This window comes from Erwinia sp. E_sp_B01_1, from assembly GCF_036865545.1.
In the GTDB taxonomy this organism is placed as follows: Bacteria; Pseudomonadota; Gammaproteobacteria; order Enterobacterales; family Enterobacteriaceae; genus Erwinia.
In genome coordinates, this window is the sequence record NZ_CP142208.1 from 516,088 (window position 1) to 541,135 (window position 25,048).

A 25,048-nucleotide genomic window follows, 5' to 3' on the forward strand; every position below is an offset into this window, starting at 1 on the left:
GCCAAATCTCTGCACCATGCTGGTGCCGGGGGTATTGGCAGCAGAATGTTCTGACAACAGGCACCTGTTTGCTGAAAAGTACTGTTTTTAATTGTGTGGGTTATTTGAATTAAACACCGGGGGATCATTAGTAAAATTAATCACCCTGGCCATGATTAACTTCTCATTTAATGTGAATTTTTATTCGCGTGAGCGCGGCGATTATGCAGCCGAGATCGGCCTGTAGCTATGAATGACAGCCTTAAGACTGCAAAACAGGGCGGGTTCCTCTCTCGCAGATTATGCAATCAATAATATCAGACAGTAAAAATGCTTCAGAAGAATGACAGGCAGGTGGCGGGGGTAAAGCGTTGAGGATATTGGTAGCCTCATTTTATACCAGAACCAACGTGGGCGCAGCCTGTAAGGCAATAGAGAAAGTTTTTAGTGCACCAGCCTGGTGCGCTGCCAGAATGAACAGCCGCTGGTGGGTCTTTTGAGCTTTTACGGTATGATTGTCCCATTGGCACGGAAGGAATCTTTTATGAAACAAATTCGTCTTTTAGCGCAATATTACGTCGACCTGATGGTGAAGCTGGGGCTGGTCCGCTTCTCACTGCTGCTGGCTTCCGCTCTGGTGGTGCTGGCCATGATTGTGCAGATGGCAGTGACCATGGTGCTGCGCGGTCATGTGGAAAGTATCGACATGGTGCGCTCAGTGTTCTTTGGTCTGCTGATCACTCCCTGGGCTGTCTACTTCCTTTCAGTGGTGGTGGAGCAGCTTGAAGAGTCCCGACAGCGGCTGTCGAGGCTGGTGGATAAGCTGGAGGAGATGCGGCACCGCGATCTCGAACTGAATCAGCAGATGAAAGAGAATATCACCCAGCTGAACCAGGAAATTGCCGATCGTATCAAAGCCGAAGAGGCGCGTTTGCAGGTGATGGCCAAACTCAAGGAAGAGATGGTCAGACGTGAAGAGGCGCAGATCGAACTCGAACAACAATCTTCCTTCCTGCGATCTTTTCTGGATGCCTCGCCTGACCTCGTGTTCTACCGCAATATCGATCAGCAGTTTTCAGGCTGTAACCGCGCGATGGAATTACTGACAGGAAAAAGTGAAAAACAGCTGATTGGCCTGACGCCCCGCGATGTTTATGACAACGATGCGGCGACTAAAGTGCTGGAAACTGACGATAAAGTCTTCCGTCATAACGTCTCCCTGACCTATGAGCAATGGTTGCAATACCCTGACGGGCGCAAAGCCTGTTTTGAAATCCGCAAAGTGCCTTATTACGACCGCATCGGTAAACGCAGTGGTCTGATGGGCTTTGGACGCGATATAACGGAGCGTAAGCGCTACCAGGACGCTTTAGAGAATGCCAGCAGGGAGAAGACCACATTTATCTCAACTATCAGCCATGAGCTGCGTACGCCGCTTAATGGCATTGTAGGCCTCAGCCGCATTCTGCTGGATACCGAACTTAATCAGGAACAGCTCAACTACCTCAAAACCATTCACGTCTCAGCCATCACCCTGGGGAACATCTTCAACGACGTGATTGAGATGGATAAGATCGAGCGGCGCAAAGTGCAGCTGGATATCCAGCCGGTGGACTTTACCGGTTTTCTGGCCGATCTGGAGAATCTCTCCGGGCTGCTGGTTCAGCCTAAAGATCTCCGGTTCGAGCTGGAACCTCAGTTGCCTCTTCCCCACCAAATCATGACCGATGGCACGCGACTGCGGCAGATCCTGTGGAACCTGATTGGTAACGCGGTGAAGTTCACCCAAAAGGGCAGCATTGTTGTACGGGTAGAGTATCAGGGAGAAGATTGCCTGCGCTTTGAAGTGGAAGACTCGGGGATGGGCATCCCTCAGGATGAGCAGGATAAAATTTTTGCAATGTACTACCAGGTCAAGGACCAGCGCGGGGGTAAACCGGCAACCGGTACCGGGATTGGTCTGGCGGTTTCCCGTCGCCTTGCACAGAGCATGGGGGGCGACATTACGGTGCGCAGCGCTCCGGGAGCGGGATCCTGCTTTACGCTGACGATAAATGCTCCCCGTATTGCTGAACAGCATGAAGCTGAACAGCCAGCCGATGATATGCCGCTGCCGGCGCTTCATGTGCTGCTGGTGGAGGATATTGAACTCAACGTTGTGGTAGCCCGCTCGGTGCTTGAAAAGCTGGGTAACAGCGTGGAGGTCGCAATGACGGGTGAAGAAGCTCTGGCGATGTTTGACCCCGATGAATTTGACCTTGTGCTGCTGGATATTCAGTTGCCGGATATGACCGGTCTGGATGTCGCCCGGGAAATCCATCAGCGTCATGGCAGACAGCATCTGCCGCCGCTGGTGGCACTGACGGCCAATGTGCTTAAAGACAAGAAAGAGTATCTGGATGCCGGCATGGATGATGTGCTCAGTAAACCGCTGGCTGTGCCAGCCCTGACAGCGATCATCAAAAAGTACTGGGATTTTCAGCAGGAGACGGAGGAGAGCAAAATGGATGAGGAAAAACTGGGATTACTGGATGTCACCATGCTCGAGCAATACATCGAACTGGTTGGTCCCCAGCTTATCTATCAGAGTCTGGATATGTTCGAGCAGATGATGCCGGGTTACCTTGAGGTGCTTGATTCGAACATGATGGCCCGCGATCAGAAAGGCATTGCGGAAGAGGGGCATAAAATAAAAGGCGCTGCGGGATCGGTTGGCCTGGTGCATCTTCAGTATCTGGCGAAACAGATTCAAAGTCCGGAGCTGCCAGCCTGGTGGGACAACGTTCAGGAATGGATCGACGAGTTGAAACATGAATGGCGGAATGATGTGAACGTGTTACGGGAATGGGTTACGGACGCTGGAAAAAAATGACCCCGACCGAGGCCGGGGTGCGCGAATACTGCGCCAACACCAGGGAAAAAGGTAACCTGCGCTATTCTGAGAAGAAGAGTTTAAAAGCACAGGCGCGGTATTGGGTAAAACGCTCAGGAACTACATTAGCAAATCCTACATCACATGTTACCAGATTCATTAAAATGTGTGATGTTGAGCAGCGATTTCAGATAGAAAACATTAATTTGATAACACAGTCAAGCTGGAAATGAATAATCGCGTTAATATGATGCTTATTTGACCAATTGTGAGGATTTTGAGCACTGCGGCCTTGACCTGCTGTCATCGTCAGCTGTTGAGGCCGCTAGCAGCAATGCTAATTGAAAATCCGGCATTATTAAAAACTTTAACTGATTGTATAACAACTTATTTTTCTGAGATTGGCGTCTCGCATGCAAATCCTCTTATCAGGGATGGAGTAAAAGCATTTTTGCAAGTTTTCTCCTATCGATTCCCAGAATTTGATAATTGGATGTTGCTGGATAATCTTGTGTTCCTGTCCGGTTTCTGTAGAGATTATTCCGCCTTATGGCACTTATCAGAGACGGGTAAGGTAAATTTTGCAAAAGCTTACGCGCGAAATTTATAAGCAACGCGAAACAATTAGTTTAGACGTCATTTGGCACTTTCGCTTTCATTTAACCCTGTTTTACAAGTCGGTTTTCTTATGGAACCGATTCCGGACGCGCGGAAGTGGTTGAAGGGAATAGTACATTTGGGAATTTTAAGCATTTTTACGTCTAAAAGTACCATTTTTTTATTACTGGCTGGCTGGAAGTTATCCCTGAGAGTTAAGAACAGTGAGTAATCATCCCATTACAGGAATTGATAAGATAGTCATGGATATTAATGTATGAAACAGCGTAATAAAAAGGGTTTGAAACGTATCAGGGGATGGGCGTTGCGCGCGGTTTTAACCCTGGCTGGCGTCTGGATTGCCGGCATTTTACTGTTCTCGTTCCTGCCGGTTCCTTTTTCTGCAGTCATGGCTGAACGACAGCTTTCGGCATGGTTTCACGGTGATTTCACTTATGTCGCTCATTCAGACTGGGTAGGAATGGATGAGATTTCTCCCTGGATGCCACTGGCAGTCATGGCATCTGAAGACCAGAAGTTTCCCACTCACTGGGGGTTTGACGTTCAGGCCATTCAGTCGGTACTGGATAACGAGGAAGGGGGGCGGATCAGAGGCGCCTCGACGCTTTCGCAGCAGACAGCCAAGAACGTATTCTTATGGGATGGCAGAAGCTGGGTGAGAAAAGGGCTGGAAGCGGGTCTGACCGTGGGAATTGAAACGGTCTGGACTAAAAGGCGTATCCTGACGGTCTACCTGAACGTGGCTGAATTCGGTGAAGGTGTGTTTGGGGTGGAGGAAGCTTCGCAGCGCTATTTCCATAAACCGGCAAGCCGGTTAACGATGTCAGAAGCCGCCCTGCTTGCTGCTGTACTGCCTAATCCCATCCGGTTTAAAGCCAGTGCGCCATCGGGGTATATCCGTCAGCGTCAGCAATGGATAATGCGCCAGATGCGCCAGCTTGGGGGAGAGGGGTTTCTGCGGGAACATAAGCTGAGGTAGGCACTGTCAGGCCCGGCAGTACAGTGCCGGGCCTGAGCCAAACTGGCGTTTAAAACATATTAAATTATTAAACGCTCAATCTTCGTCGAAACCAGCGTTAAACAGCTCAATAACTGCGTTTAATGCCTGCACTTCCTGCAGGCCGGTAGCTTCAATTTCGATGTGGCCGCCTTTGGCCGAATCCAGCATCAGCAGTGCAATAACACTGCTGGCTTCGGCTTCGGTTCCACTCTCATTTCGCAATAACACTTCAGCATCAAAACTCTGGACCAGCTCGAAAAGCTTCATCGCAGGACGGGCATGCATGCCCAGCCTGTTCTTTATCTCTACCGTTTGTCTGACTGTCATGATTTGCGTTTTTCCAGCGTGCGGTGACGTGACTGAACATTTTTACCGCGAGAGCGGAAATAGTCTGCCAGCTGTTCAGCAATATAGACGGAACGGTGTTTGCCCCCGGTACAGCCAATAGCCACAGTAAGGTAACTGCGGTTGTTGGTTTCCAGCATCGGTAACCACAACTCCAGATAGCTCCGGGTCTGATAGATGAAATTATGTACTTCCGTATGGCGATCGAGGAAAGCTGCCACCGGACGATCGAGCCCGGTCATTGGCCGCAATTTAGGATCCCAGTGTGGGTTTGGCAGAAAGCGCACGTCAAAAACGTAATCAGCATCTATCGGAATGCCGTGCTTGAAGCCAAATGACTCGAATACCATCGTCAGTTCACGCTCACGTTTACCCAACAGGCGGGTACGCAGCATCTCTGCCAGCTCATGAACCGACATCTCAGAGGTATCAACAATCAGGTCCGCCCGTGAGCGCAGCGGCTCCAGCAGGTCACTCTCTTCGTCTATGGCGCTCTCCAGAGAGAGGTTCTTGCTGGAAAGCGGGTGCAGGCGACGGGTATCACTGTAACGCCGGATCAACGTATTGCGATCGGCATCGAGAAACAGTAGCTGCGGCGAAAAACTTTCGGGCAGACTGGTCAGGGCTTTTTCAAAAATTTCTGGTGACTCAGGCATGTTACGTACGTCAATACTTACCGCCGCCGACATATTACGATCGGCCAGGGAGTTCGCCAGTTCAGGCAGTAACACCACAGGTAAGTTATCGACGCAGTAAAAACCCATGTCTTCCAGTGCCCGTAATGCGACAGACTTACCCGATCCCGATCGACCGCTGACTATCATCAGCACCATGACTTCTTCTCCTGACAGGCCTGTTCGTGGTCTGGCCGGTGTGGACACCGCGCAGGGCCACACGCTTTACAATGAGCCAGTACAAGCTGGCTCAGATGAATCAGTGGCTCTCTTCAGGGCTTTCAGCCATGATCCCAAAGAGCTCTTCATCCGTCTGTGCTGCCCGCAGGCGGCGACAGACAGTTTTATCTGCCAGACGTTTGGCGACCAGCGACAGCGTATGCAGGTGTGTTTTGCACTGATCGGCCGGCACCAGCAAGGCAAAAAGCAGATCCACCGGTTGATTATCAATGGCATCGAAAGCAATTGGCTGATCCAGACGGATAAACACGCCCACTGCACGCAGTGTATCTTCAACCAGCTTACCATGCGGTATAGCAATACCATTGCCGATACCAGTGCTTCCCATGCGTTCGCGAGTCAGAATCGCTTCAAAGATGGTCTGGTGCGGAAGGTTAAGCTGTTTGGCCGCTAACTCGCTGATAATTTCCAGCGCCCGCTTTTTACTCTGGCAATGAACGCCGCTGCGGGTGCAGGAGACATTCAGTACCGAGCTCAGTTCCAGTTTTAATTCATTGTTCATCATAGTTTCACTTACGTGTTCACTTCTGCCTGGCAAAATGACCGTGTCGAACCCCATGTTTAAAAAGGGGACGCGTAGAGTCATCAGTCGACTGCTCAGCCTGCCTGATTAATTAACGGCTCGCCCCCCGTAGAGAGGGGCGAGCCGGTTATCTTACGTCACCTCATATCCTTAGATAAGGGTGGCGAAGAAATAATCAATGTTTGAGTGAAATTTAGTGCTGCTTCAGCTTGTCTTTGTGTTTATTGAGTTGGCGCGTCAGCTTGTCTATCAGGCCGTCAATCGCCGCGTACATATCTTTATCTTCCGAGGTGGCATGCAACTCACCGCCGTTTACATGGAGCGTGGCATCCGCTATTTGGGTGACCTTTTCGACCTTCAGAACAATATAGACCTGATTAATCCGGTCAAAATACTGCTCCAGTTTGGCAAATTTGGTTGTCACAAAATCACGCAGAGGATCGGTGATTTCAACGTGTTGCCCGGTAATATTGAGTTGCATAGGGTCTTCCTTATCTGTTCGTTCAGACCAGCTGTTTTCGCTGATTTGAGGGCGGGATGGATAAAGACTCTCGGTACTTCGCTACAGTCCGCCGTGCCACCATAATCCCCTGATCGGAAAGCAGGGTGGTGAGCTTGCTGTCGCTCAGAGGTTTGGCGGGATTCTCCGCCGAGATTAATTTTTTCACCAGCGCGCGTATCGCCGTGGAAGAGGCTTCGCCTCCGCCCTCGGTGTTGACGTGGCTGGAGAAAAAATACTTCAATTCAAAAATACCGCGTGGGCTGTGCAGATACTTTTGCGTGGTCACGCGGGAAATAGTGGACTCATGCATATCAACGGCGCTGGCAATATCCGCCAGCACCATGGGGCGCATAAATTCTTCGCCCTGCTCAAAAAAAGCCTGCTGCTGATCGACGATACAGCGGGTCACTTTCAGTAGCGTATCATTTCTGCTTTCCAGACTTTTAATCAGCCATTTCGCTTCCTGCAGATTGCTGCGGATAAACTGGCTGTCACTGTCATTACGTGTGTTACCGCCCAGTGAGGCATAGTGCTGATTAATTTTCAGTCTTGGAACGCTGTCAGAGTTAAGTTCCACCACCCAGCGGTTGCTGGTTTTACGCACCAGCACATCCGGAATAACGTACTCTGGCTCGCTGGTATTGATGGACTGACCGGGGCGAGGATCAAGGGACTGAATCACCTGCATCGCTACTTTCAGCACATCTTCTTTCAGGCGAGTCACCCGCATCAGACTGCGAAAATCATGATTAGCCAGCAGGTCGAGATGTTCACTGACGATCAGCCGGGCCTCTTTTAAGCCTGGTACATCCGGGACAAATTGTGAAAGCTGCACCAGCAGGCAGTCCCGCAGATCGCGGGCGCAGACGCCGACCGGATCGAAGCGCTGCACGCGTTTCAGCACCGCTTCCACTTCATCCATGGTCAGTTCGTCGTTACCAATGCTGTCCAGAATCTCATCCAGCGAGGCAGTGAGGTACCCGGTGTCATCAACCGCATCAACAATGGAAGTGGCTATAGCCCGGTCCGTCTCCGTAAAGGGCGTGAGTTCAACCTGCCACATCAGGTAATCCTGAAGCGTCTGTGTTGTCTCTCCCTGATACACCGGCAGCTCATCGTCGTGATAATCCGTCCCGGTGCCTGAAGGAGTACCAGCGGTGTAGATCTCATCCCATGTCGCATCCAGAGGAAGTTCCTCCGGCATATCTTTTTGTTCAAGCGCTTCACGGGTATCCAGCGCTTCTTTCTCCTGATACTCGCGAGCGTCCACTTCTTCATGAATGTCGGTTTGCTCAAGCAACGGATTGCTTTCCAGCGCCAGCTGAATTTCCTGCTGGAGTTCAAGCGTAGAGAGCTGCAGAAGACGAATAGCCTGCTGCAGTTGTGGCGTCATGGCAAGCTGTTGGCTGAGCCTGAGTTGCAAACCTTGCTTCATATTCAGGATACTGATTCCTTGAAAATCTTACCGGGTATTAACACCTTATCAGAGTCTGAACTCTTCACCTAAATAGACTCGCTTAACTTGTTCATCCTCCAGAATCTCTCCAGGAGTGCCGTGCGCAATTAAATGTCCCTGGCTGACGATGTAAGCACGCTCACAAACGGCCAGCGTCTCACGCACGTTATGGTCAGTGATGAGCACGCCCAATCCGCTGTCACGCAGGTGTTCGATAATTTTCTTAATATCGATAACGGAGATGGGGTCAACACCTGCAAAAGGCTCATCCAGCAGAATGAATTTAGGGTTTGCAGCCAGGGCGCGGGCTATCTCAACACGGCGGCGTTCGCCGCCCGAGAGTGCCTGGCCCATGCTGTTGCGCAGATGCTCAATATGGAATTCATTCATCAGCTCATTCGCCCGATCTTCACGCTGTTCTGTGGTCAGATCGTCGCGGATTTGCAGCACGGCCATCAGGTTATCGTAAACGCTCAGGCGGCGGAAAATCGACGCCTCCTGCGGCAGATAACCAATACCGCGTCGCGCGCGGGCATGCAGCGGCAGGATACTGATATCTTCATCATCAATGATGATCCGACCCGCATCACGCGGGACAATGCCCACGACCATGTAAAAAGTGGTGGTCTTGCCTGCACCGTTGGGGCCAAGCAGGCCAACAATTTCACCGGATTTGACCTGCAGGCTGACATCTTCGACCACGCGACGGCCTTTGTAAGCCTTCGCCAGGTTTTCCGCAATTAAAGTAGCCATAGCTGATTAGTTACTCTTTTTTGGTCCGGTTGACTGGGTGCCTTTGTCCTGCAACTGAGAAGGAACCAGGATGGTCGTCACGCGCTTACCTGAGCTGCCGTAAGCCTGCATCTTCTGCTCTTTCACCAGATAGGTAATACGATCGCCTTTCACGTTGCTGTCGAGCTGCTCCAGATAAGCATTATCAGTCAGCTCGACAAAGTCTTTTGCCAGCTCATAGTGCATTTTCTGAGCGTGACCTTTTACGGGTTTACCATTGTCCTGCAGCTGATAGAAAGTGGCAGGATTACCATAGGCATCAACAATCGTTTTGTTGCTGTCGCCGCCCGGACGGGTAACCACAACCTTATCTGCAGTAATTTTGATTGAGCCCTGGGTCACGATCACGTTTCCGGTAAAGGTCGCGACGTTGCCCTGCATGTCCAGCGCCTGATTTTCTGAATCAACGTTGACCGGCTTCTCTGAGTCGCCTGTCAGCGCGAAAGCGGGCAGGCTGGCCGCCAACAGCAAGCTGAGCGTCAGAAACTTAAGGTTATTTTTCATTTTGGATTTCATAAGAGGTTTTGACCTTTTCAATCAACTCGGCAGTTTTCTTCCGTAAATTTCCACGCATCTTCATCCCGGTAGAGGTAAAGCTACGGCCATAAAGGGTCACCTGATCTTCCGATGTGACATCCTGAGTGACGAGGTTTACTACGGCATTATCGGTCTTGATCCGCTCAAGTTGAGCATCTTGCGTCAGGCTGTTGACCTCAACGTGGCCGTAAAGATACAACATACGGTCATTGGTCAGTTTTGCTTTGTCCGCCCGGACAGACCAGGTCGCTATTTTATTTTCATCGTACATGGTCATCACCGGGTTATCGAACCAGCTGACCGCCTCCGTTGAAAAATAGGTCACTTTGTCAGAGACGAGTTTGTAGTTCAGGGCGCCTTCAGGGTTATAGACCACCGTATTTGAGGTTTGGCTCGTGTAGGTAGGTTCCTGATCGTTGCTTGCTATGGGAGTAGAGCTGTCATCCGGACCGGCCAGATTCCAGCCAATCAGCACTATGGCTATCAGAGCCAGTAATAGTGTAATCCAACGCCTGGTTTTACTCATACAGACTGCCCTTTGGCCTCATCAAACTTATCCTGCGCAATCAATATCAGATCGCAAATTTCACGCACTGCTCCTCGTCCGCCAGCGATACGGGTTACGTAGTGGGCGCGGGGAAGCAGAACCGGATGGGCATCAGCCACTGGTGACGCTGAGACCCACTTCAGCCATCACTGGCCAGTCAATCAGGTCGTCACCAATATAAGCCACCTGCTCGGGGCGAAGTGCTAGTGTATCCAGAAGTTCACGGAAGGCCAAAAGCTTATCTGATTGTCCCTGGTAAAGATGCGTAATCCCCAGGGTGGCGCAGCGATCTTCCAGCAATTTGGCTTTACGGCCGGTAATAATAGCGACCTCCACGTCAGAGGTCAGCAGGCAGCGAATGCCGTAACCATCACGGACGTTAAACGCTTTCAGCTCTTCGCCGCTGTTCCCCTGATAGATCACCCCATCGGACATGACGCCATCAACATCACAAATCAACAGCCTGACGTTGCGTGCCCGCGCCATCACATCCTGACTTACTTCGCCATAACAGGTTTCAATCCAGCCTGAAGCAGTACTCATTTATCTTCTGTTCCTTGTTAAACCACGCCAGCGCGCAGCATGTCATGCATATGCACCACACCAAGCAGCGTATCGCCATCGGCAACCATTACGGCGGTGATATTCCGGCTTTGCATCAGGTTAAGGGCATCAACGGCCAGCAGGTTTGGACGCACCCTGATTCCCCCTGGCGTCATCACGCTGGCAATACTGGCATGATGAATATCAATTCCCATATCAAACACCCTGCGCAGGTCACCATCGGTGAAGATACCTTCGATCTTCATCAGGTCGTTGCAGATGACTGTCATGCCCATATTTTTACGGGTAATTTCCAGCAGTGCATCGCGCAGGGAGGCATCGCGGCTGACGTTAGGGATCTCGTCACCCGTGTGCATAATATCGTTCACGGTAAGCAGCAGCTTGCGGCCCAGCGCGCCGCCCGGGTGGGACAGGGCAAAGTCTTCTGCGGTGAAACCCCGCGCTTTCAGTAAGGCTACCGCCAGGGCATCGCCCATCACCAGCGTTGCCGTTGTGCTGGAGGTGGGAGCCAGACCGAGAGGGCAGGCTTCCTGCGGTACTTTAACACAGAGATGGATATCAGCAGCACGGCCCATTGCGCTCTCGGGCTTGCTGGTCATGCAAATCAGCGAAACGTGCAGGCGTTTCAGCACCGGGATCAGCGCCAGGATTTCCGAGGATTCGCCGGAATTTGAGATGGCAATAACGATATCGCCTGCGCTGACCATACCCAGATCGCCATGACTGGCTTCAGCTGGATGGACAAAGAAGGCAGGGGTCCCGGTACTGGCAAATGTTGCTGCCATCTTCTTGCCAATATGGCCTGATTTCCCCATCCCCATCACAACGACTTTTCCGAGGCAGCTGTAGATGCGTTCACAGGCCTGGGTAAAATCTTCATTGATATACTGGTCCAGCTGTTCAAGGCCCTGTCGTTCAATCGTCAGGACATCAATACCGGCCTGTTGAAAGTCAAAGCCAGGTGCATGATTGCCAGGTGCCATAATTTCCATTCCTTTTTTACCAGAGGGTCGCTGAAGGCAGCCACCAGATCAGGGCAACCCAGGCCACAAAGCCCGTGAGCAGCAGTGCTCCTGCCACTCGCCCTATGCAGCGGCTGCGCTGCAGACAAATCAACGTAAACAGCGCGCTTACGCCCAGCATGACCCAGTAGTCACGGGCAAAGGCTTGCGCGTCAATATCACCAGGATGAATCAGTGCCGGCACGCCCAGCACAATAGCAATATTGTAGATGTTAGAACCAATCAGGTTACCGATGGCGATATCATCTTCGCCTTTCAGCGCCCCGGCGATCACCGTGGCCAGCTCAGGCAGGCTGGTACCCACAGAAATCACCGTCAGGCCGATAACGAGTTCACTGACACCGAAAAAGTCAGCGATGACGGTGGCGTTATCAATGACCATCCGCGTCGACATAGGCAGAATAATCAGGGCTACGGCCAGCCACAAAAAGGCAACCGTATTGCCAGCATCATCACGCGGCAGTTCCGCAAGCTGCTCGCGCGTCAGAGAGTCGCTGTTTTCACGTTCAGCCTTGCGCGCAATTTTAATAATAAACAGCAAATAAGCGGCGGCAATGGCGATCAGCGCCAGGCCATCATTACGGCTGAGGGTATTATCAAACAGCATTACGCCGCACAATAATGTCACCAGCAGCATCAGAGGCAGTTCACGGCGCACCAGATTGGAGTGGACGGTAAGCGGGTGAAGCAGCGCCGCGCCGCCAACAATCAGCAGGATGTTGGTGATATTGGAGCCCATGGCAGTGCCGACGGCAATATCCATCTGACCATGTGTCGCAGCAGAAAAAGAGACGATCAATTCAGGCAGTGAAGTGCCAATCCCCACCACCGTCATACCAATAATCAGGGGGGCATACCCAGCGCCCGGCTTAAAATAGCAGCGCTGAAGACCAGACGATCTGCACCGTATACCAGTAAAACTAAACCGATAACCAACAGTGCTATAGCTACGAGCATGAATTGTCCTTTGATCGGGTATAATCGTCGGCTCGCCTTGCGCGACGTGTAATGCAAGGGCGGTAAGTGAATGCGTTGATTTTGACGATCTGGAAGCAAAAAGTAAAACTTATGCCAGCTTTAGCCACGTCTTCGGGGTAAGTTTCTGTAAAAGTGTCGTGTCCGACAGGTTATGCGTTACCATTTGAGGTCATTACTGTGCCTGAAAATATGGAGAGGTATCTATGAGCCAGCCGCAGACGAATCTGGTAGATGTCCGGGGCGTGAGCTTTGCCCGGGGGGATCGACCTGTATTTGATAATATCTCGCTGACTGTGCCAAAAGGAAAAGTCACGGCTATTATGGGGCCATCAGGCATTGGCAAAACCACCTTATTACGCCTGATTGGCGGTCAGTTACGTCCGGACAAGGGTGAAATCTGGTTTAATGGTGAAAATATCCCCAGCCTGTCCCGCTCCAGGTTGTACGAAACCCGAAAAAAATGAGCATGCTGTTTCAGTCTGGCGCGCTGTTTACTGACCTGACCGTTTTCGATAACGTCGCCTGGCCGCTGCGTGAACACACCCGGCTTCCCCCGCAACTGCTGCACAGCACGGTGATGATGAAGCTGGAGGCGGTGGGACTACGTGGGGCGGCACAGCTAAAACCTTCCGAACTGTCGGGCGGTATGGCGCGACGTGCCGCACTGGCACGTGCCATCGCGTTAGAACCCGACCTGATCATGTTTGATGAGCCTTTTGTAGGCCAGGATCCCATCACTATGGGCGTGCTGGTGAAACTGATCGATGAGCTGAACCACTCCCTTGGCATGACCTGCATTGTCGTTTCACACGATGTGCCGGAAGTCCTGAGTATCGCTGACTACGCTTATATTATTGCCGGGCAGAAAGTTATCGCCCAGGGAACGGCCAGTGCTTTGAAGGAAAATGAAGATGCGCGTGTACGCCAGTTCATCGATGGCATCGCTGATGGTCCGGTACCTTTTCGCTTTCCTGCAGGGGACTATCTGCAAGATTTAACCGGTTCAGGGAGTTAATACACTGATGTTATTACGTGCGCTTGGACGACAGGGGATCAATACCTGCGCCTCCTTTGGTCGTGCCGGATTAATGCTTTTTCACGCGCTGGTGGGCATTCCTCACTTCCGTAAACATACGCCACTGGTGATCAAACAGCTCTACAGTATTGGTGTGCTTTCGCTGCTGATTATTGTGGTGTCGGGTTTATTCATCGGCATGGTACTGGGATTGCAGGGCTATCTGGTTTTAAACACTTATGGTGCGGACAGCAGCCTCGGCATGCTGGTGGCCCTTTCGCTGCTGCGTGAACTGGGGCCGGTAGTGACTGCGCTCCTCTTTGCTGGTCGGGCTGGCTCAGCGCTGACGGCAGAAATAGGGTTGATGAAAGCGACCGAACAGCTTTCCAGTATGGAGATGATGGCGGTCGATCCTCTGCGAAGAATTATCTCGCCTCGCTTCTGGGCTGGCTTTATCAGCATGCCTTTGCTGACGCTGATTTTTGTCGCCGTTGGCGTCATGGGCGGTGCCATTGTGGGTGTGAGCTGGAAAGGCATCGACAGCGGCTTCTTCTGGTCTGCGATGCAAAACGCCGTGGATGTACGCACTGACATTGTTAACTGCGTGATCAAAAGTGCCGTCTTCGCCTTTACGGTGACCTGGATTGCTCTGTTCAATGGTTATGATGCTATCCCCACTTCGGAAGGGATTAGCCGGGCGACCACTCGCACTGTAGTACATGCTTCTCTGGCGGTACTCGGTTTAGATTTTGTGCTGACTGCACTGATGTTTGGGAACTGATTCAATGCAAACGAAAAAAAGCGAAATTTGGGTAGGGGTATTTTTACTGTTGGCGCTTTGTGCAGCCTTGTTCCTGTGTCTGCGTGTGGCAGATTTAAAATCCCTGGGGAATGAACCTACCTGGAAGCTGTATGCCACTTTTGACAACATCGGCGGGTTGAAAACAGGCTCACCGGTTAAAATCGGGGGAGTGGTCATTGGTCGGGTAACGGATATCGGGCTGGATGAAAAAACCTATTTACCGCGCGTGTCGATGGATATTGAAGAGAAATACAATCAGCTGCCGGACACCAGCTCACTGGCGATAAGAACGTCTGGCCTGCTGGGCGAGCAGTTTCTGGCGCTGAACGTGGGTTTTGACGATCCTGACATGGGAACAGCTATGCTTAAAGATGGCAGTACCCTTCAGGACACCAAATCGGCAATGGTGCTTGAAGATTTGATTGGCCAGTTCTTGTATAAGAGCGGCGATGGGAACGACAAGAAAGAAGCTTCACCGGTGGCACCGGAAGCAAACGGGCAGCCTGCCCCGACTAATCCATAAGAGGACAAGTAATGTTTAAACGTTTCCTGATGGTGGCAATGCTGATTATTGCACCTGTAGCGGCCAATGCCGCAGCTGATAAAACCAATCCTTATCAAATGATGAATGAGGCGGCAGCGAAAACCTTTACCCGTCTTAAAACTGAACAGCCGAAAATCAAACAGGATCCTGACTACCTGCGCCAGGTTGTGCGGGAAGAGCTGCTACCCTATGTACAGGTCAAATACGCCGGAGCCCTGGTGTTAGGTCGTTACTACAAAGAAGCGACACCAGCCCAGCGTGAAGCCTATTTCAACGCTTTTGGGGATTATCTGGCTCAGGCCTATGGTCAGGCGCTGGCGCTGTATAACGGACAGACTTACCAGATTGCTCCCGAACAGTCTTATGCTGATAAGACCATCATTGCTATCCGCGTCACTATTGTTGATCCCAATGGACGCCCTCCTGTGCGTCTCGATTTCCAGTGGCGTAAAAACAGCCGCACTGGCGAGTGGCAGGCCTATGACATGATTGCGGAAGGCGTATCCATGATCACCACCAAGCAGAATGAATGGAGCGACACGCTGCGCCAGAAAGGCGTAGATGGCCTGACCCAGTTGCTTAAGTCTTACGCAAATCAGCCCATCACTCTGGATAAACAGCAGTAATGCGCGAACAACTGAGCTGGCATCTTGAGGCGAATCAGTTATGTCTCTCGGGTGAACTGGAGCGTGAGACGCTGTCCGCGCTCTGGGCACAGCGTGAAACGGTGATGAAACAGATCGATACAATCGATGTTTCAGCGCTGGAGAGGGTGGATTCTGCCGGGTTAGCGCTGCTGGTGCATCTGCGTCACATTGCGTTGCAACAGGGCAAAGCGCCTTTGTTTACGGGCATCAACGACAAACTACGTTCGTTAATTACCCTCTACAATTTGCAGCAGATCATTGTTTCGCACGGGTAAAATTCCGGCCTGAAACTGAACATAACCAGCCCCTGTCCCGACAGGGGCTTTTTGCTTGTTTAAGATAGCGGCACTTTCCACTAATATGTGTGCCTGTTTATCATTAACCGAATTTAGAAGCCTCATGGAAAATAGTGAAATTCAATCCGTGCTGATGGGCGCGTTACCGCTGCAGGAAGTCCACGTTACTGGCGATGGCAGCCATTTTCAGGTTATCGCTGTGGGCGATCTGTTTGGCGAGTTGAGCCGCGTGAAGAAACAGCAGACCGTCTACGCTCCGCTGATGGCTTATATCGCTGATAACCGTATCCATGCAGTATCGATCAAGACATTTACCCCGGATGAGTGGGCGCGCGACCGTAAGTTAAACGGTTTTTAAGCTGCTTCGCTAAGGTCACCACGGTCAACACGGGGTGAAGCGGACAGTCATTTATTGTTAAAAAAGAGAGCTGGTGCAATGGATAAATTTCGTGTGCAGGGTCCTACCCGTTTAAGCGGGGAAGTGACAATTTCCGGCGCTAAAAACGCAGCGCTGCCGATCCTGTTCGCAGCTCTGCTGGCGGAAGAGCCCGTAGAGATTCAGAATGTCCCGAAACTGAAAGACATTGATACCACCATGAAGCTGCTCGGTCAGCTTGGGGTGAAGGCTGAACGCAACGGCTCCGTGCATCTGGATGCCAGTAAAGTTGATATCTACTGTGCACCTTATGAACTGGTTAAAACCATGCGTGCTTCTATCTGGGCACTTGGCCCTTTGGTCGCGCGTTTCGGTCAGGGCCAGGTTTCCCTGCCAGGCGGCTGTGCTATCGGCGCCCGTCCTGTTGACCTGCATATTACGGGTCTGGAGCAGCTGGGTGCAGAGATCAAACTCGAAGAGGGCTACGTTAAAGCTTCTGTCGATGGCCGCCTGAAAGGCGCACATATCGTAATGGACAAGGTCAGTGTTGGCGCTACCGTAACCATCATGAGTGCGGCTACGCTGGCAACCGGCACCACCGTTATCGAAAATGCGGCCCGCGAGCCAGAAATTGTGGATACGGCTAACTTCCTGAACACGCTGGGGGCAAAAATCACCGGCGCAGGTAGCGATCGTATTACCATCGTGGGTGTGGAACGTCTGGGTGGCGGTGTTTACCGCGTGCTGCCAGATCGTATTGAAACCGGTACTTTCCTGATTGCTGCCGCTATCTCCGGCGGGAAAGTCATGTGTCGTGCGACCCAGCCTGATACGCTGGATGCGGTGCTGGCTAAGCTGCGTGAAGCCGGTGCGGATATCGAAACGGGCGAGGACTGGATCAGCCTGGATATGCACGGCAAGCGTCCTAAGGCCGTGAACTTCCGCACGGCGCCGCATCCGGGCTTCCCGACCGATATGCAGGCGCAGTTCAGCCTGCTGAACCTGGTCGCTGAAGGCACCGGTGTGATTACCGAAACCATCTTTGAAAACCGCTTTATGCACATCCCTGAGCTGATTCGTATGGGCGCACATGCGGAAATCGAGAGCAACACGGCGATTTGTCACGGTGTGGAGAAACTCTCCGGGGCACAGGTGATGGCTACTGACCTGCGTGCTTCAGCCAGTCTGGTTCTGGCCGGCTGTATCGCAGAAGGGACAACGATTGTTGACCGCATTTATCATATCGATCGTGGCTATGAGCACATCGAAGATAAGCTGAAAGCGATGGGTGCGAATATCGAGCGCGTAAGCGGCGAAGAGTAACCCCCAGGGCAGTCAGTAAAAAAGGCGGTAGATTATCTACCGCCTTTTTTTTGTCTGTTTCACTCCCCTCAAGCGTTTTTGTGACTACTGCGCCCGGATAAAGGTGCCATCTGGCTGGCGGGTAAACAGGATCTGCCCATTATCGGTATCCACCGTTAAGCCATTCACCACACCCTGAGCATTCAGACGAATTCGCACGGCCTGACCGGTATGTAAGGTACTCAGCGGTTTGCTGTCACCTTCAACCTGCGCCATGGCAAACACATCATTGACCGGCAGATTGTTGTCACGGAATAACTGCGCCAGCGTCTGACCCGCAGCAATCTGGTAGCTGTGCCAGGTCCCCTGGGTATCGTTAGTAACCTGAGGCTGAGCAGGCGGACTCTCATCACTGATCTCCGCCTGCAAAGGCACGCTGGTATCGGAAGACTGCCCGGAAGTCATCGGCCTGGGCGCCTGCATGGGGGTGGGGGCAGGCCAGAGAAAGGCCAGCAGCATCACCATAAGAGCGAGAATAATGCCCCGACGGTGAAAGGGCGGCAGCGGATCCATCCAGCGTACGGAATCAGGCAGGTGCCAGATCTGGCTGAAAAATTGCGGTACTCGTGATTCTGAAGACGCTTTGGGCATGGCGTCGTCCTCCTGGCGCGAACTTCGCGCAAATAGTGAGCTTCGGCGCAACCAACCCTTCAGTGAAAGCGACTGGCTCTTCCTTCGCCTGCGGGCAATATGGCCCATTTTGACCTCGACTAAAATATAGCTGATAAAGCATTGTGCGTGCGGAGTTTATTCCGCCCGTGGGATCCGGGTATTGTTTCCTTTTAACAACCAAAAGTCACCTTAAGAAGATGCCATTTTACGCCTGTAGCCTGCGCTGTTATGCTTCGTCTTCGGTTTTATCAATGATGAAAGGAAAATCCATGACTACCCCTTCTTTTGACAGCGTAGAAGCGCAAGCAAGTTACGGTATCGGTTTACAGGTTGGCCAGCAGCTGCTGGAATCTGGACTGCAGGGTCTGCAGCCAGAAGCATTGCTGGCAGGCCTGCGCGATGCGCTGGAAGGGAACGCCCCTGCTGTACCTGTAGACGTTGTTCACCGTGCGCTGCGTGAAGTCCATGAGCGTGCAGATGCCGTGCGTCGTGAGCGCCAGCAGACAATGGCAGTTGAAGGTCAGAAATTCCTGGAAGAGAACAGCAAGCGCGAAGGCGTGAGCAGCACTGAAACGGGTCTGCAGTTCAGCGTGATGACTCAGGGTGAAGGTGCAATCCCCTCCCGTCAGGATCGCGTACGCGTTCACTACACCGGTAAGCTGATTGACGGCAGCGTGTTCGACAGCTCAGTACAGCGTGGCGAACCGGCTGAATTCCCGGTCAGCGGCGTTATCCCAGGCTGGATTGAAGCGCTGACGCTGATGCCAGTAGGTTCAAAGTGGGAGCTGGTTATCCCTCACGAACTGGCCTACGGTGAGCGTGGCGCTGGGGCTTCTATCCCGCCATTCAGCACGCTGGTGTTTGAAGTTGAGCTGTTAGAAATCCTGTAAGATTTCGGGGGCCAGGGACGCCTGGCCCGCTCTTTATCTCCTCTGGTTCCATCCTGCTATCTGTAAAACAGCTCTCCCTGGTCAGTTCTTCTGTAAATCCACCCGATAAATCGCAAAGCCAGTCTCATCCGTGCCTTTTTGCTCTAACGGATACTGAGCATGGCTGCGGATAAAGCCGGCTGCTTTCTCTGTGGGCGCAGTTTCGAAGCGAATATCCAGAGGTGTGGCACTCTCAATGCGCGCCAGCTTCCAGTTATTGTCTGCCTGCGGCTTCACCTCTCCCTGAGCTTTTGTCTGCGCGCTGATGTAAGCAGCAACGACTGAACGGTTTTCATCCGGTGAAGCAAAGGCGATATGGTCCTCGCCGGTTCCTGCAAACTTGCCGCCATAAGCGCGGTAATTGTTGGTGGCAACAAGGAAGGTTGCCTGTGGATCGATTGGTTTACCCTTGAAGGTCAATCCTGTGATGCGTGAAGCCTGATCATTGATCAACTTGCATTCAGCGTCATAACGGGCAGGTTGAGTCACGTCGATACGGTAGTTCACGCCGTCGATCACATCAAAATTGTAGGTACGGAAGTCCCAGTTGATCAGCGACTGAGGTTTGCTGCTGTGGGTATCGATCTGATTGAACTGACCAGCGGAACACTCAAGCCACTCCTTCACCTCTTTACCACTCACCTTCATCACTACAAGGGTATTGGGATAGAGATAGAGATCGGCAGCATTACGGAAGGTCAGCTGGCCTTTTTCAACTTCCACATAGCTGGCGGGATCGTTTTTACGCCCCCCGGCTTTGAAAGGTGCCGCCGCCGTTAACACCGGCAGGTTAGCCAGATCGGGATCGCCCTGGATGTAGCGCTCAACATAGTCACGCTGGGCGTTGTTAACGATCTGCACGGTAGGATCGTCCTGAACCAGTGACAGGTAGCTGTACATCACATCTGCGGATTTCCCAATCGGCTTACTGACAAACTCCCGAGTGGCAACATGGTCATGCTCCATTACCTTCACCAGCGCCGGATCCTCTGCGGCCAGTGATTTCTTCGCCGCTTTGTCGTAAACCGGACGGGCCTCGGCTCTGGCGCTGGTAACCTGCCAGTGGCCCTGCTGATTATCCAGCACCAGATCGATCACTCCGAGATGATCACCCCACATGCCGGGCATCACAGCCGGGACACCGTTCAGCGTCCCCTGCCGGATATCAGCGCCTTTGATGCTGGCAAATTCTTTGCCGGGGAAAACCGCATGGGCATGGCCAAACATAATCGCATCTATCCCCGGCACCTGGCTGAGATACCAGACCGAGTTCTCCGCCATGACTTTATAGGGATCGCCTGACAGGCCAGAGTGGGGGATAGCCACCACCAAATCGGCACCGGCTTTGCGCATTTCGGGCACCCATTTGCGGGCGGTTTCGGTAATATCGTTAACCGTTACCTTTCCCGTAAGATTGGTTTTATCCCAGACCATAATCTGCGGCGGGACAAATCCGATATAGCCGACTTTAAGCTGGTGAGTTTTTCCTTCACGGTCGGTGACCTTAACGGCTTTAATCAGATAAGGCGTAAACAGCGGCTTCCCCGTTTTAACATCAATAATATTGGCATTGATATAGGGGAAGCGGGCACCGGCTATCGCTTTATGCAGATAGTCCAGACCATAGTTAAATTCGTGGTTACCGAGGTTGCCCACGGTGTAATCCAGCGTGTTCATCGCTTTATAGACCGGATGCACCTCGCCCTGTTGCAGCCCCTTCGCCGCCATATAATCACCAAGCGGGCTGCCCTGAATAATATCGCCATTATCGACCAGCACACTGTTGGCGGCTTCCTTACGTGCTGCTTCAATCAGCGTTGCCGTCCGCACCAGACCAAATTTTTCCGTGGGCGCGTCTTTGTAATAATCAAAATCCATCATGTTGCTGTGCAGGTCGGTGGTTTCCAGCAGGCGGAAATCGACCGTGGCGGCAGGAAGCGAGGTGGCTACCAGCAGCGCCGCAAGGGTAAGGCAGGGCTTAATCATCATTTCTCCGTAAATTTGCAGTCCATCAGCTCATAACATCTCAAACTTTTATGAAACTATTACCCTGTGTCTCACATTTATGTGATCTGCTACAAATAATTACCTCTTATGTCCCGCCGGTAAAAAACAGCAGGTTCTGCAGAGTGAAATACAGTATGCTTTTGATAATTAAGCCCAACTTTACTTAAGGAAGCGGCTGTTTCTCTGGCGGCAATGGGCCACAGGCCTGAGTGTCAAAATCAACTGCTATGATCAGTAGAGGTTTTTTGCAGTGGAGAGCGCGGCCTGATATGTCACACCTGCCGGCTGTGTCCGGCATCAAGATGCTAATCAAGAGGTGGAAAATGTTAGACAAAATTTGCCAGCTGGCCCGGGAAGCAGGCGATGCAATCATGATGGTGTATAACGGACAGGCACCGCTTGATGTCTCACAAAAGTCCGATGACTCGCCAGTTACGGCGGCCGATATTGCGGCACATAAAGTTATTGTTCAGGGGCTGTCTGAGCTTTCCCCTGATATTCCCGTACTCTCAGAAGAAGATCCTCCAGGCTGGGATGTGCGTCAACACTGGCAGCGTTACTGGCTGGTAGACCCGCTTGATGGCACCAAAGAGTTTATTAAACGCAACGGCGAGTTCACCGTGAATATCGCGCTGATTGAGAACGGTAAACCCGTGCTGGGCGTGGTCTATGCTCCTGTGCTGGGCGTGATGTATTCCGCTGCAGCAGGTAAAGCATGGAAAGAGGAGGGCGGCCACAATGTGCAAATTCAGGTGCGTGAAGCGCATCCTCCGCTGGTGGTAGTCAGCCGCTCCCATTCTGATACCGAACTGGAGGATTATCTCAGCCAGTTGGGCGAGCATCAGACCACGGCTATCGGCTCTTCACTGAAATTTTGCCTGGTGGCAGAGGGCAAAGCCCAGCTTTATCCGCGTTTCGGGCCTACCAATATCTGGGATACCGGCGCCGGCCATGCCGTAGCCATTGCCGCAGGCGCGCATGTTCACGACTGGCAGGGCAAAACGCTGAGCTATACGCCTCGCGAATCCTTCCTTAATCCGGGTTTCCGCGTCTCGATCTTTTAATTCACCGAATTACAGCCACAGGGAGGTGGCTGAGCGGGCTTCAGGCGCTCAGTAGCCGGTGAATCAGCATCACGACCTGCTTCACCTCCTCACGGGTCAGTGCGCCATCTTTGGCGAAACAGACCCTGCCCTGTTTATCCAGTACCACGATCGCCGAGCCAGCATCTTCTAACTGCCAGGCTTTCTTTGCCACACCCTCACTGTCCACGATAAATTGCGACCAGGGATATTGCTTCTTGTTGCTCTCAATACTGCTGCGCACAAACATCCCGGTACCGGGAATGGCATCATCGGTATTGACGAGGGTGGTGGTCTGATAACGGTCGTGGGGGAATTTAGCCGCCTTAATGGCTTCAATCAACGCCGCATTCTTCTCTTTCGAGGCAGAGCGCCCGGCAATATGCTGAATCACCCGCACCTTGCCAGGCAACTTCGCGCTGTTCCAGTTCTGATAGCTGAACTCCTGCTGTTCTAAAATCAGCTCCCCCTTATCTGTTATGCCAACCGCTGGCACCCGCTGACCCTGGACGAAGCCGTGCGCGCTGACGTTCAGGGAGAAGATCAGGGTGACCAGAACAAAAAAACAGCGAAGGGTAGTCATGGGGATGCCTTTTTAATGTGATCCGACCAGTTAGTCATGTTCCTGCAATATTAGGCGCAGAGAATGCGCCTGTCGCTTTGAGATAACATTTTTGCAACAGCGTACACAAATCTCTTTCAATTGAAGGTTTATACTGTTCCGACATTACCTGATGACAGAGACCACTGTCATGATGTGTAAAAACAGTAAAAAAATTCAATTTTAGGACTTCAGGAAGGCGATGTTGGTCTATAGTGAATCCACTTTGCGCTGCAAGGATTCGTACCGAACTTGGACACGACGCAGCGCACATCTTTTTCAGGAGTAAGAACTACATGAAAATCTTTCAGCGATATAATCCGCTGCAGGTAGCCAAATACGTGAAAACCCTGTTTCGCGGCAGGATTTACATTAAAGACGTAGGCGCATTTGAATTTGATAAAGGGAAGATTTTGATCCCACGCATCAAAGATAAACAACATTATAGCGTGATGTCAGAAGTGAACCGCCAGGTGTTACGATTACAGACCGAGTTCAACTAAAAAATAAGGCGCGAATATTCGCGCCTTTTTGCTATCCCTTCCGCCGTTACTCTTCAGCCATTTTCGCTAACACCGCAGCAGCAGTCGGGCGGGCATCAATTCGCGTCACCAGTAGCTGATCGATGCGATAGCTGTCGATATCCACCACTTCAAACTTATAGCCGTGGAATTTCACGAAATCGGTGCGTTTCGGGATCTTACGCAGCATGAACATCATAAAGCCGCCGATCGTTTCGTAATTCCCCGACTGTGGGAACTCATCAATATCCAGTACCCGCATCACATCATCAACAGGCGTGCCGCCTTCCACCAGCCAGGAATTCTCGTCACGGGCGACAATCTGCTCTTCCATCCCCTGGCCGACCAGATCGCCCATCAGGGTGGTCATCACATCGTTCAGGGTGATAATCCCCACTACCAGCGCGTACTCATTCATGATCACCGCAAAATCTTCCCCTGCGGTTTTAAAACTTTCCAGCGCTTCTGACAGCGTCAGGGTATCCGGCACTATCAGCGCTGAGCGGATCTGTACGCCGCTGTTCAGCGCCATACTCTGATTCCCCAGCACCCTTAACAGCAGCTCTTTGGAGTCGACATAGCCGACAATGTGATCGATATCATCGTTACACACCAGGAATTTGGAGTGCGGGTGATTGGCGATTTTTTCTTTCAGGCTGGCTTCATCTTCATTCAGATTGAACCACACCACGTTCTCGCGGGAGGTCATAGAAGAGGGCACGGTACGTGACTCAAGCTCAAACACGTTCTCTATCAACTCGTGTTCCTGCTTGCGCAGCACTCCGGCCAGCGCACCAGCTTCCACCACTGCGTAAATATCGTCAGAGGTAATATCGTCTTTGCGGACCAGCGGGATCTTAAAGAGGCGGAAAATAATATTAGCCCCACCGTTAAAGAACCACACCAGAGGACGGAAGATAAACAGACACATCCGCATCGGGTTGATGATCTTCAGGGCTATCACTTCCGGGGCGATCATGCCCAGGCGTTTTGGGAAAAGATCGGCGAAGAGAATAAACAGGCTGGTAACCAGGGTAAATGAGCAGATAAAGCTCAATTTTTCTGCCAGAACCGGATCGGTAAAACGTTCAAAAAGGGCCTGAAAAGCGGGTGAAAACGCAGCGTCCCCCACAATACCGCCAAGGATCGCCACGGCGTTCAGGCCGATCTGTACCACGGTAAAGAACATGCCGGGCGTTTCCTGCATCTTCAGAACCCGCTGAGCCTTGATATGGCCCTTGTCTGCCAGCAGCTTCAGCTTGATTTTGCGCGCTGCGGCGAGCGAGATTTCTGACAGTGAGAAAAACGAACTGATGGCAATCAGCAGAAAGATGACAAGCAAGCTGTCTAACATAAAACATCCATAAAATGGCTCGGTTCTGTGGTCACGCTAACAGCGTCTGTAACCGGCCTTGGGTTGATAACTTGTCATTTTTGGCCTGGGCAGCGCATGAGGATCTGCGGGCATCCTGTACCCTGAGAAGACGCTCGGCTATCCGTGCCAAAAATGTCTGCACCTGTTCGGCAAGGTCGCCGGGGCAGAAATCAGTCAACAGGCCGGATGGCGGCCTGTGCTGAGGATTATAGCTGTGGAGACCAATGCTT

Annotated in this window: 25 protein-coding genes and 3 pseudogenes; 13 read left to right on the forward strand and 15 right to left on the reverse strand. The window is 52.0% G+C overall.

Going from position 1 to position 25,048, the window contains the following annotated elements:
• Window positions 1-523: 523 nt before the first annotated feature.
• The 3 genes from arcB to mtgA all read left to right on the forward strand — a co-directional run bounded on the left by arcB (window position 524) and on the right by mtgA (window position 4,448).
• Entirely contained in the window at window positions 524-2,851 is a 2,328-nt protein-coding gene (gene arcB, locus VRC33_RS02395; RefSeq protein WP_338564665.1) for an aerobic respiration two-component sensor histidine kinase ArcB, read from the forward strand.
• Window positions 2,848-3,084: a hypothetical protein gene (locus tag VRC33_RS02400; RefSeq protein ID WP_338564666.1), complete on the forward strand. Its 237-nt coding sequence runs from the start codon at window positions 2,848-2,850 to the stop codon at window positions 3,082-3,084. Before arcB ends, VRC33_RS02400 begins: the two co-directional genes overlap by 4 nt.
• A 641-nt stretch (window positions 3,085-3,725) precedes the next feature.
• Window positions 3,726-4,448, forward strand: coding sequence for a monofunctional biosynthetic peptidoglycan transglycosylase (gene mtgA / locus VRC33_RS02405; protein WP_338560489.1), 723 nt, complete (start codon window positions 3,726-3,728; stop codon window positions 4,446-4,448).
• A 75-nt stretch (window positions 4,449-4,523) separates the two neighbouring features.
• Here mtgA and npr read toward each other — a convergent pair whose 3' ends face one another.
• From npr to VRC33_RS02460, 11 genes and pseudogenes are all read right to left on the reverse strand, one after another.
• Window positions 4,524-4,796 (reverse strand): PTS phosphocarrier protein NPr, encoded by a 273-nt coding sequence (npr, locus tag VRC33_RS02410; protein WP_338560491.1) that lies wholly within the window; start codon window positions 4,794-4,796, stop codon window positions 4,524-4,526.
• On the reverse strand, window positions 4,793-5,647 hold the full coding sequence (gene rapZ, locus VRC33_RS02415; RefSeq protein ID WP_338560493.1) for an RNase adapter RapZ: 855 nt from the start codon (window positions 5,645-5,647) through the stop codon (window positions 4,793-4,795). The genes npr and rapZ overlap by 4 nt, the downstream gene beginning before the upstream one ends.
• Before the next feature lie 100 nt (window positions 5,648-5,747).
• On the reverse strand, window positions 5,748-6,230 hold the full coding sequence (gene ptsN, locus VRC33_RS02420) for a PTS IIA-like nitrogen regulatory protein PtsN (RefSeq protein WP_338563993.1): 483 nt from the start codon (window positions 6,228-6,230) through the stop codon (window positions 5,748-5,750).
• A 214-nt stretch (window positions 6,231-6,444) separates the two neighbouring features.
• Window positions 6,445-6,732, reverse strand: a complete 288-nt coding sequence (gene hpf, locus VRC33_RS02425) for a ribosome hibernation promoting factor (protein ID WP_338560495.1) — start codon at window positions 6,730-6,732, stop codon at window positions 6,445-6,447.
• 22 nt (window positions 6,733-6,754) lie between these two features.
• The gene (rpoN, locus tag VRC33_RS02430; RefSeq protein WP_338560497.1) at window positions 6,755-8,188 is read right to left on the reverse strand and encodes an RNA polymerase factor sigma-54; all 1,434 of its coding nucleotides are present in this window, start codon (window positions 8,186-8,188) and stop codon (window positions 6,755-6,757) included.
• Between the two features lie 48 nt (window positions 8,189-8,236).
• On the reverse strand, window positions 8,237-8,962 hold the full coding sequence (gene lptB, locus VRC33_RS02435; protein ID WP_338560499.1) for an LPS export ABC transporter ATP-binding protein: 726 nt from the start codon (window positions 8,960-8,962) through the stop codon (window positions 8,237-8,239).
• A gap of 6 nt (window positions 8,963-8,968) precedes the next feature.
• A complete protein-coding gene (gene lptA / locus VRC33_RS02440; RefSeq protein WP_338560502.1) occupies window positions 8,969-9,517 on the reverse strand; it encodes a lipopolysaccharide ABC transporter substrate-binding protein LptA in 549 nt (182 codons plus the stop codon).
• Entirely contained in the window at window positions 9,495-10,064 is a 570-nt protein-coding gene (gene lptC, locus VRC33_RS02445; protein WP_338560506.1) for an LPS export ABC transporter periplasmic protein LptC, read from the reverse strand. Before lptC ends, lptA begins: the two co-directional genes overlap by 23 nt.
• Window positions 10,061-10,628: pseudogene (kdsC, locus tag VRC33_RS02450) on the reverse strand (3-deoxy-manno-octulosonate-8-phosphatase KdsC). Before kdsC ends, lptC begins: the two are co-directional and overlap by 4 nt.
• A 17-nt stretch (window positions 10,629-10,645) precedes the next feature.
• Window positions 10,646-11,632: an arabinose-5-phosphate isomerase KdsD gene (gene kdsD, locus VRC33_RS02455; protein WP_338567489.1), complete on the reverse strand. Its 987-nt coding sequence runs from the start codon at window positions 11,630-11,632 to the stop codon at window positions 10,646-10,648.
• A gap of 16 nt (window positions 11,633-11,648) precedes the next feature.
• Window positions 11,649-12,628, reverse strand: a pseudogene (locus VRC33_RS02460) (calcium/sodium antiporter).
• A 224-nt stretch (window positions 12,629-12,852) separates the two neighbouring features.
• Between VRC33_RS02460 and mlaF the strand changes: the two are divergent.
• The 7 genes and pseudogenes from mlaF to murA all read left to right on the forward strand — a co-directional run bounded on the left by mlaF (window position 12,853) and on the right by murA (window position 17,652).
• Window positions 12,853-13,664, forward strand: a pseudogene (gene mlaF, locus VRC33_RS02465) (phospholipid ABC transporter ATP-binding protein MlaF).
• A 7-nt stretch (window positions 13,665-13,671) separates the two neighbouring features.
• Window positions 13,672-14,445 carry a lipid asymmetry maintenance ABC transporter permease subunit MlaE gene (gene mlaE, locus VRC33_RS02470; protein WP_338560512.1) on the forward strand — a complete coding sequence of 258 codons (774 nt, stop codon included), beginning with the start codon at window positions 13,672-13,674 and terminating at the stop codon, window positions 14,443-14,445.
• Window positions 14,446-14,449: 4 nt separating this feature from the next.
• Window positions 14,450-14,989, forward strand: coding sequence for an outer membrane lipid asymmetry maintenance protein MlaD (mlaD, locus tag VRC33_RS02475; protein ID WP_338560514.1), 540 nt, complete (start codon window positions 14,450-14,452; stop codon window positions 14,987-14,989).
• An 11-nt stretch (window positions 14,990-15,000) separates the two neighbouring features.
• Window positions 15,001-15,636: a phospholipid-binding protein MlaC gene (gene mlaC / locus VRC33_RS02480; protein WP_338560516.1), complete on the forward strand. Its 636-nt coding sequence runs from the start codon at window positions 15,001-15,003 to the stop codon at window positions 15,634-15,636.
• Window positions 15,636-15,932 carry a lipid asymmetry maintenance protein MlaB gene (gene mlaB / locus VRC33_RS02485; protein WP_338560518.1) on the forward strand — a complete coding sequence of 99 codons (297 nt, stop codon included), beginning with the start codon at window positions 15,636-15,638 and terminating at the stop codon, window positions 15,930-15,932. Before mlaC ends, mlaB begins: the two co-directional genes overlap by 1 nt.
• Before the next feature lie 124 nt (window positions 15,933-16,056).
• Entirely contained in the window at window positions 16,057-16,311 is a 255-nt protein-coding gene (gene ibaG / locus VRC33_RS02490) for a BolA family iron metabolism protein IbaG (RefSeq protein WP_338560520.1), read from the forward strand.
• A 78-nt stretch (window positions 16,312-16,389) separates the two neighbouring features.
• Window positions 16,390-17,652, forward strand: coding sequence for a UDP-N-acetylglucosamine 1-carboxyvinyltransferase (gene murA / locus VRC33_RS02495; protein WP_338560522.1), 1,263 nt, complete (start codon window positions 16,390-16,392; stop codon window positions 17,650-17,652).
• Window positions 17,653-17,736: 84 nt separating this feature from the next.
• Here the strand turns inward: murA and VRC33_RS02500 are convergent, their stop codons facing one another.
• The gene (locus VRC33_RS02500; RefSeq protein WP_338560523.1) at window positions 17,737-18,282 is read right to left on the reverse strand and encodes a LysM-like peptidoglycan-binding domain-containing protein; all 546 of its coding nucleotides are present in this window, start codon (window positions 18,280-18,282) and stop codon (window positions 17,737-17,739) included.
• 290 nt (window positions 18,283-18,572) lie between these two features.
• Here VRC33_RS02500 and fklB point away from each other — a divergent pair, with 290 nt between their 5' ends.
• Complete coding sequence (gene fklB, locus VRC33_RS02505) at window positions 18,573-19,193, forward strand: FKBP-type peptidyl-prolyl cis-trans isomerase (RefSeq protein ID WP_338560524.1); 621 nt, start codon at window positions 18,573-18,575, stop codon at window positions 19,191-19,193.
• 81 nt (window positions 19,194-19,274) lie between these two features.
• On the opposite strand, the gene VRC33_RS02510 is transcribed toward fklB, so the two are convergent.
• On the reverse strand, window positions 19,275-21,218 hold the full coding sequence (locus VRC33_RS02510) for a bifunctional 2',3'-cyclic-nucleotide 2'-phosphodiesterase/3'-nucleotidase (protein WP_338563996.1): 1,944 nt from the start codon (window positions 21,216-21,218) through the stop codon (window positions 19,275-19,277).
• Between the two features lie 344 nt (window positions 21,219-21,562).
• Here VRC33_RS02510 and cysQ point away from each other — a divergent pair, with 344 nt between their 5' ends.
• Window positions 21,563-22,303, forward strand: a complete 741-nt coding sequence (gene cysQ, locus VRC33_RS02515; protein WP_338560526.1) for a 3'(2'),5'-bisphosphate nucleotidase CysQ — start codon at window positions 21,563-21,565, stop codon at window positions 22,301-22,303.
• Between the two features lie 40 nt (window positions 22,304-22,343).
• Here the strand turns inward: cysQ and VRC33_RS02520 are convergent, their stop codons facing one another.
• Window positions 22,344-22,904 (reverse strand): YtfJ family protein, encoded by a 561-nt coding sequence (locus tag VRC33_RS02520; RefSeq protein WP_338560528.1) that lies wholly within the window; start codon window positions 22,902-22,904, stop codon window positions 22,344-22,346.
• Window positions 22,905-23,218: 314 nt separating this feature from the next.
• Here VRC33_RS02520 and VRC33_RS02525 point away from each other — a divergent pair, with 314 nt between their 5' ends.
• Entirely contained in the window at window positions 23,219-23,425 is a 207-nt protein-coding gene (locus VRC33_RS02525; RefSeq protein WP_246760837.1) for a DUF1107 domain-containing protein, read from the forward strand.
• Window positions 23,426-23,471: 46 nt separating this feature from the next.
• On the opposite strand, the gene VRC33_RS02530 is transcribed toward VRC33_RS02525, so the two are convergent.
• Window positions 23,472-24,797, reverse strand: coding sequence for a hemolysin family protein (locus VRC33_RS02530; protein ID WP_338560533.1), 1,326 nt, complete (start codon window positions 24,795-24,797; stop codon window positions 23,472-23,474).
• Window positions 24,798-25,048 lie beyond the last annotated feature (251 nt).

Bases quoted from the DNA above. Each gene is read 5' to 3' on its own strand.
- rapZ (WP_338560493.1), bottom strand. From the start codon at position 5,647: ATGGTGCTGATGATAGTCAGCGGTCGATCGGGATCGGGTAAGTCTGTC.
- fklB (WP_338560524.1), top strand. From the start codon at position 18,573: ATGACTACCCCTTCTTTTGACAGCGTAGAAGCGCAAGCAAGTTACGGT.
- mlaC (WP_338560516.1), top strand. From the start codon at position 15,001: ATGTTTAAACGTTTCCTGATGGTGGCAATGCTGATTATTGCACCTGTA.
- VRC33_RS02525 (WP_246760837.1), top strand. From the start codon at position 23,219: ATGAAAATCTTTCAGCGATATAATCCGCTGCAGGTAGCCAAATACGTG.
- murA (WP_338560522.1), top strand. From the start codon at position 16,390: ATGGATAAATTTCGTGTGCAGGGTCCTACCCGTTTAAGCGGGGAAGTG.
- VRC33_RS02530 (WP_338560533.1), bottom strand. From the start codon at position 24,797: ATGTTAGACAGCTTGCTTGTCATCTTTCTGCTGATTGCCATCAGTTCG.
- hpf (WP_338560495.1), bottom strand. From the start codon at position 6,732: ATGCAACTCAATATTACCGGGCAACACGTTGAAATCACCGATCCTCTG.
- mlaD (WP_338560514.1), top strand. From the start codon at position 14,450: ATGCAAACGAAAAAAAGCGAAATTTGGGTAGGGGTATTTTTACTGTTG.
- lptB (WP_338560499.1), bottom strand. From the start codon at position 8,962: ATGGCTACTTTAATTGCGGAAAACCTGGCGAAGGCTTACAAAGGCCGT.
- ibaG (WP_338560520.1), top strand. From the start codon at position 16,057: ATGGAAAATAGTGAAATTCAATCCGTGCTGATGGGCGCGTTACCGCTG.
- mtgA (WP_338560489.1), top strand. From the start codon at position 3,726: ATGAAACAGCGTAATAAAAAGGGTTTGAAACGTATCAGGGGATGGGCG.
- ptsN (WP_338563993.1), bottom strand. From the start codon at position 6,230: ATGAACAATGAATTAAAACTGGAACTGAGCTCGGTACTGAATGTCTCC.
- VRC33_RS02400 (WP_338564666.1), top strand. From the start codon at position 2,848: ATGACCCCGACCGAGGCCGGGGTGCGCGAATACTGCGCCAACACCAGG.
- npr (WP_338560491.1), bottom strand. From the start codon at position 4,796: ATGACAGTCAGACAAACGGTAGAGATAAAGAACAGGCTGGGCATGCAT.
- lptC (WP_338560506.1), bottom strand. From the start codon at position 10,064: ATGAGTAAAACCAGGCGTTGGATTACACTATTACTGGCTCTGATAGCC.
- cysQ (WP_338560526.1), top strand. From the start codon at position 21,563: ATGTTAGACAAAATTTGCCAGCTGGCCCGGGAAGCAGGCGATGCAATC.
- kdsD (WP_338567489.1), bottom strand. From the start codon at position 11,632: ATGGCACCTGGCAATCATGCACCTGGCTTTGACTTTCAACAGGCCGGT.
- VRC33_RS02510 (WP_338563996.1), bottom strand. From the start codon at position 21,218: ATGATTAAGCCCTGCCTTACCCTTGCGGCGCTGCTGGTAGCCACCTCG.
- rpoN (WP_338560497.1), bottom strand. From the start codon at position 8,188: ATGAAGCAAGGTTTGCAACTCAGGCTCAGCCAACAGCTTGCCATGACG.
- VRC33_RS02500 (WP_338560523.1), bottom strand. From the start codon at position 18,282: ATGCCCAAAGCGTCTTCAGAATCACGAGTACCGCAATTTTTCAGCCAG.
- mlaE (WP_338560512.1), top strand. From the start codon at position 13,672: ATGTTATTACGTGCGCTTGGACGACAGGGGATCAATACCTGCGCCTCC.
- arcB (WP_338564665.1), top strand. From the start codon at position 524: ATGAAACAAATTCGTCTTTTAGCGCAATATTACGTCGACCTGATGGTG.
- VRC33_RS02520 (WP_338560528.1), bottom strand. From the start codon at position 22,904: ATGACTACCCTTCGCTGTTTTTTTGTTCTGGTCACCCTGATCTTCTCC.
- lptA (WP_338560502.1), bottom strand. From the start codon at position 9,517: ATGAAATCCAAAATGAAAAATAACCTTAAGTTTCTGACGCTCAGCTTG.
- mlaB (WP_338560518.1), top strand. From the start codon at position 15,636: ATGCGCGAACAACTGAGCTGGCATCTTGAGGCGAATCAGTTATGTCTC.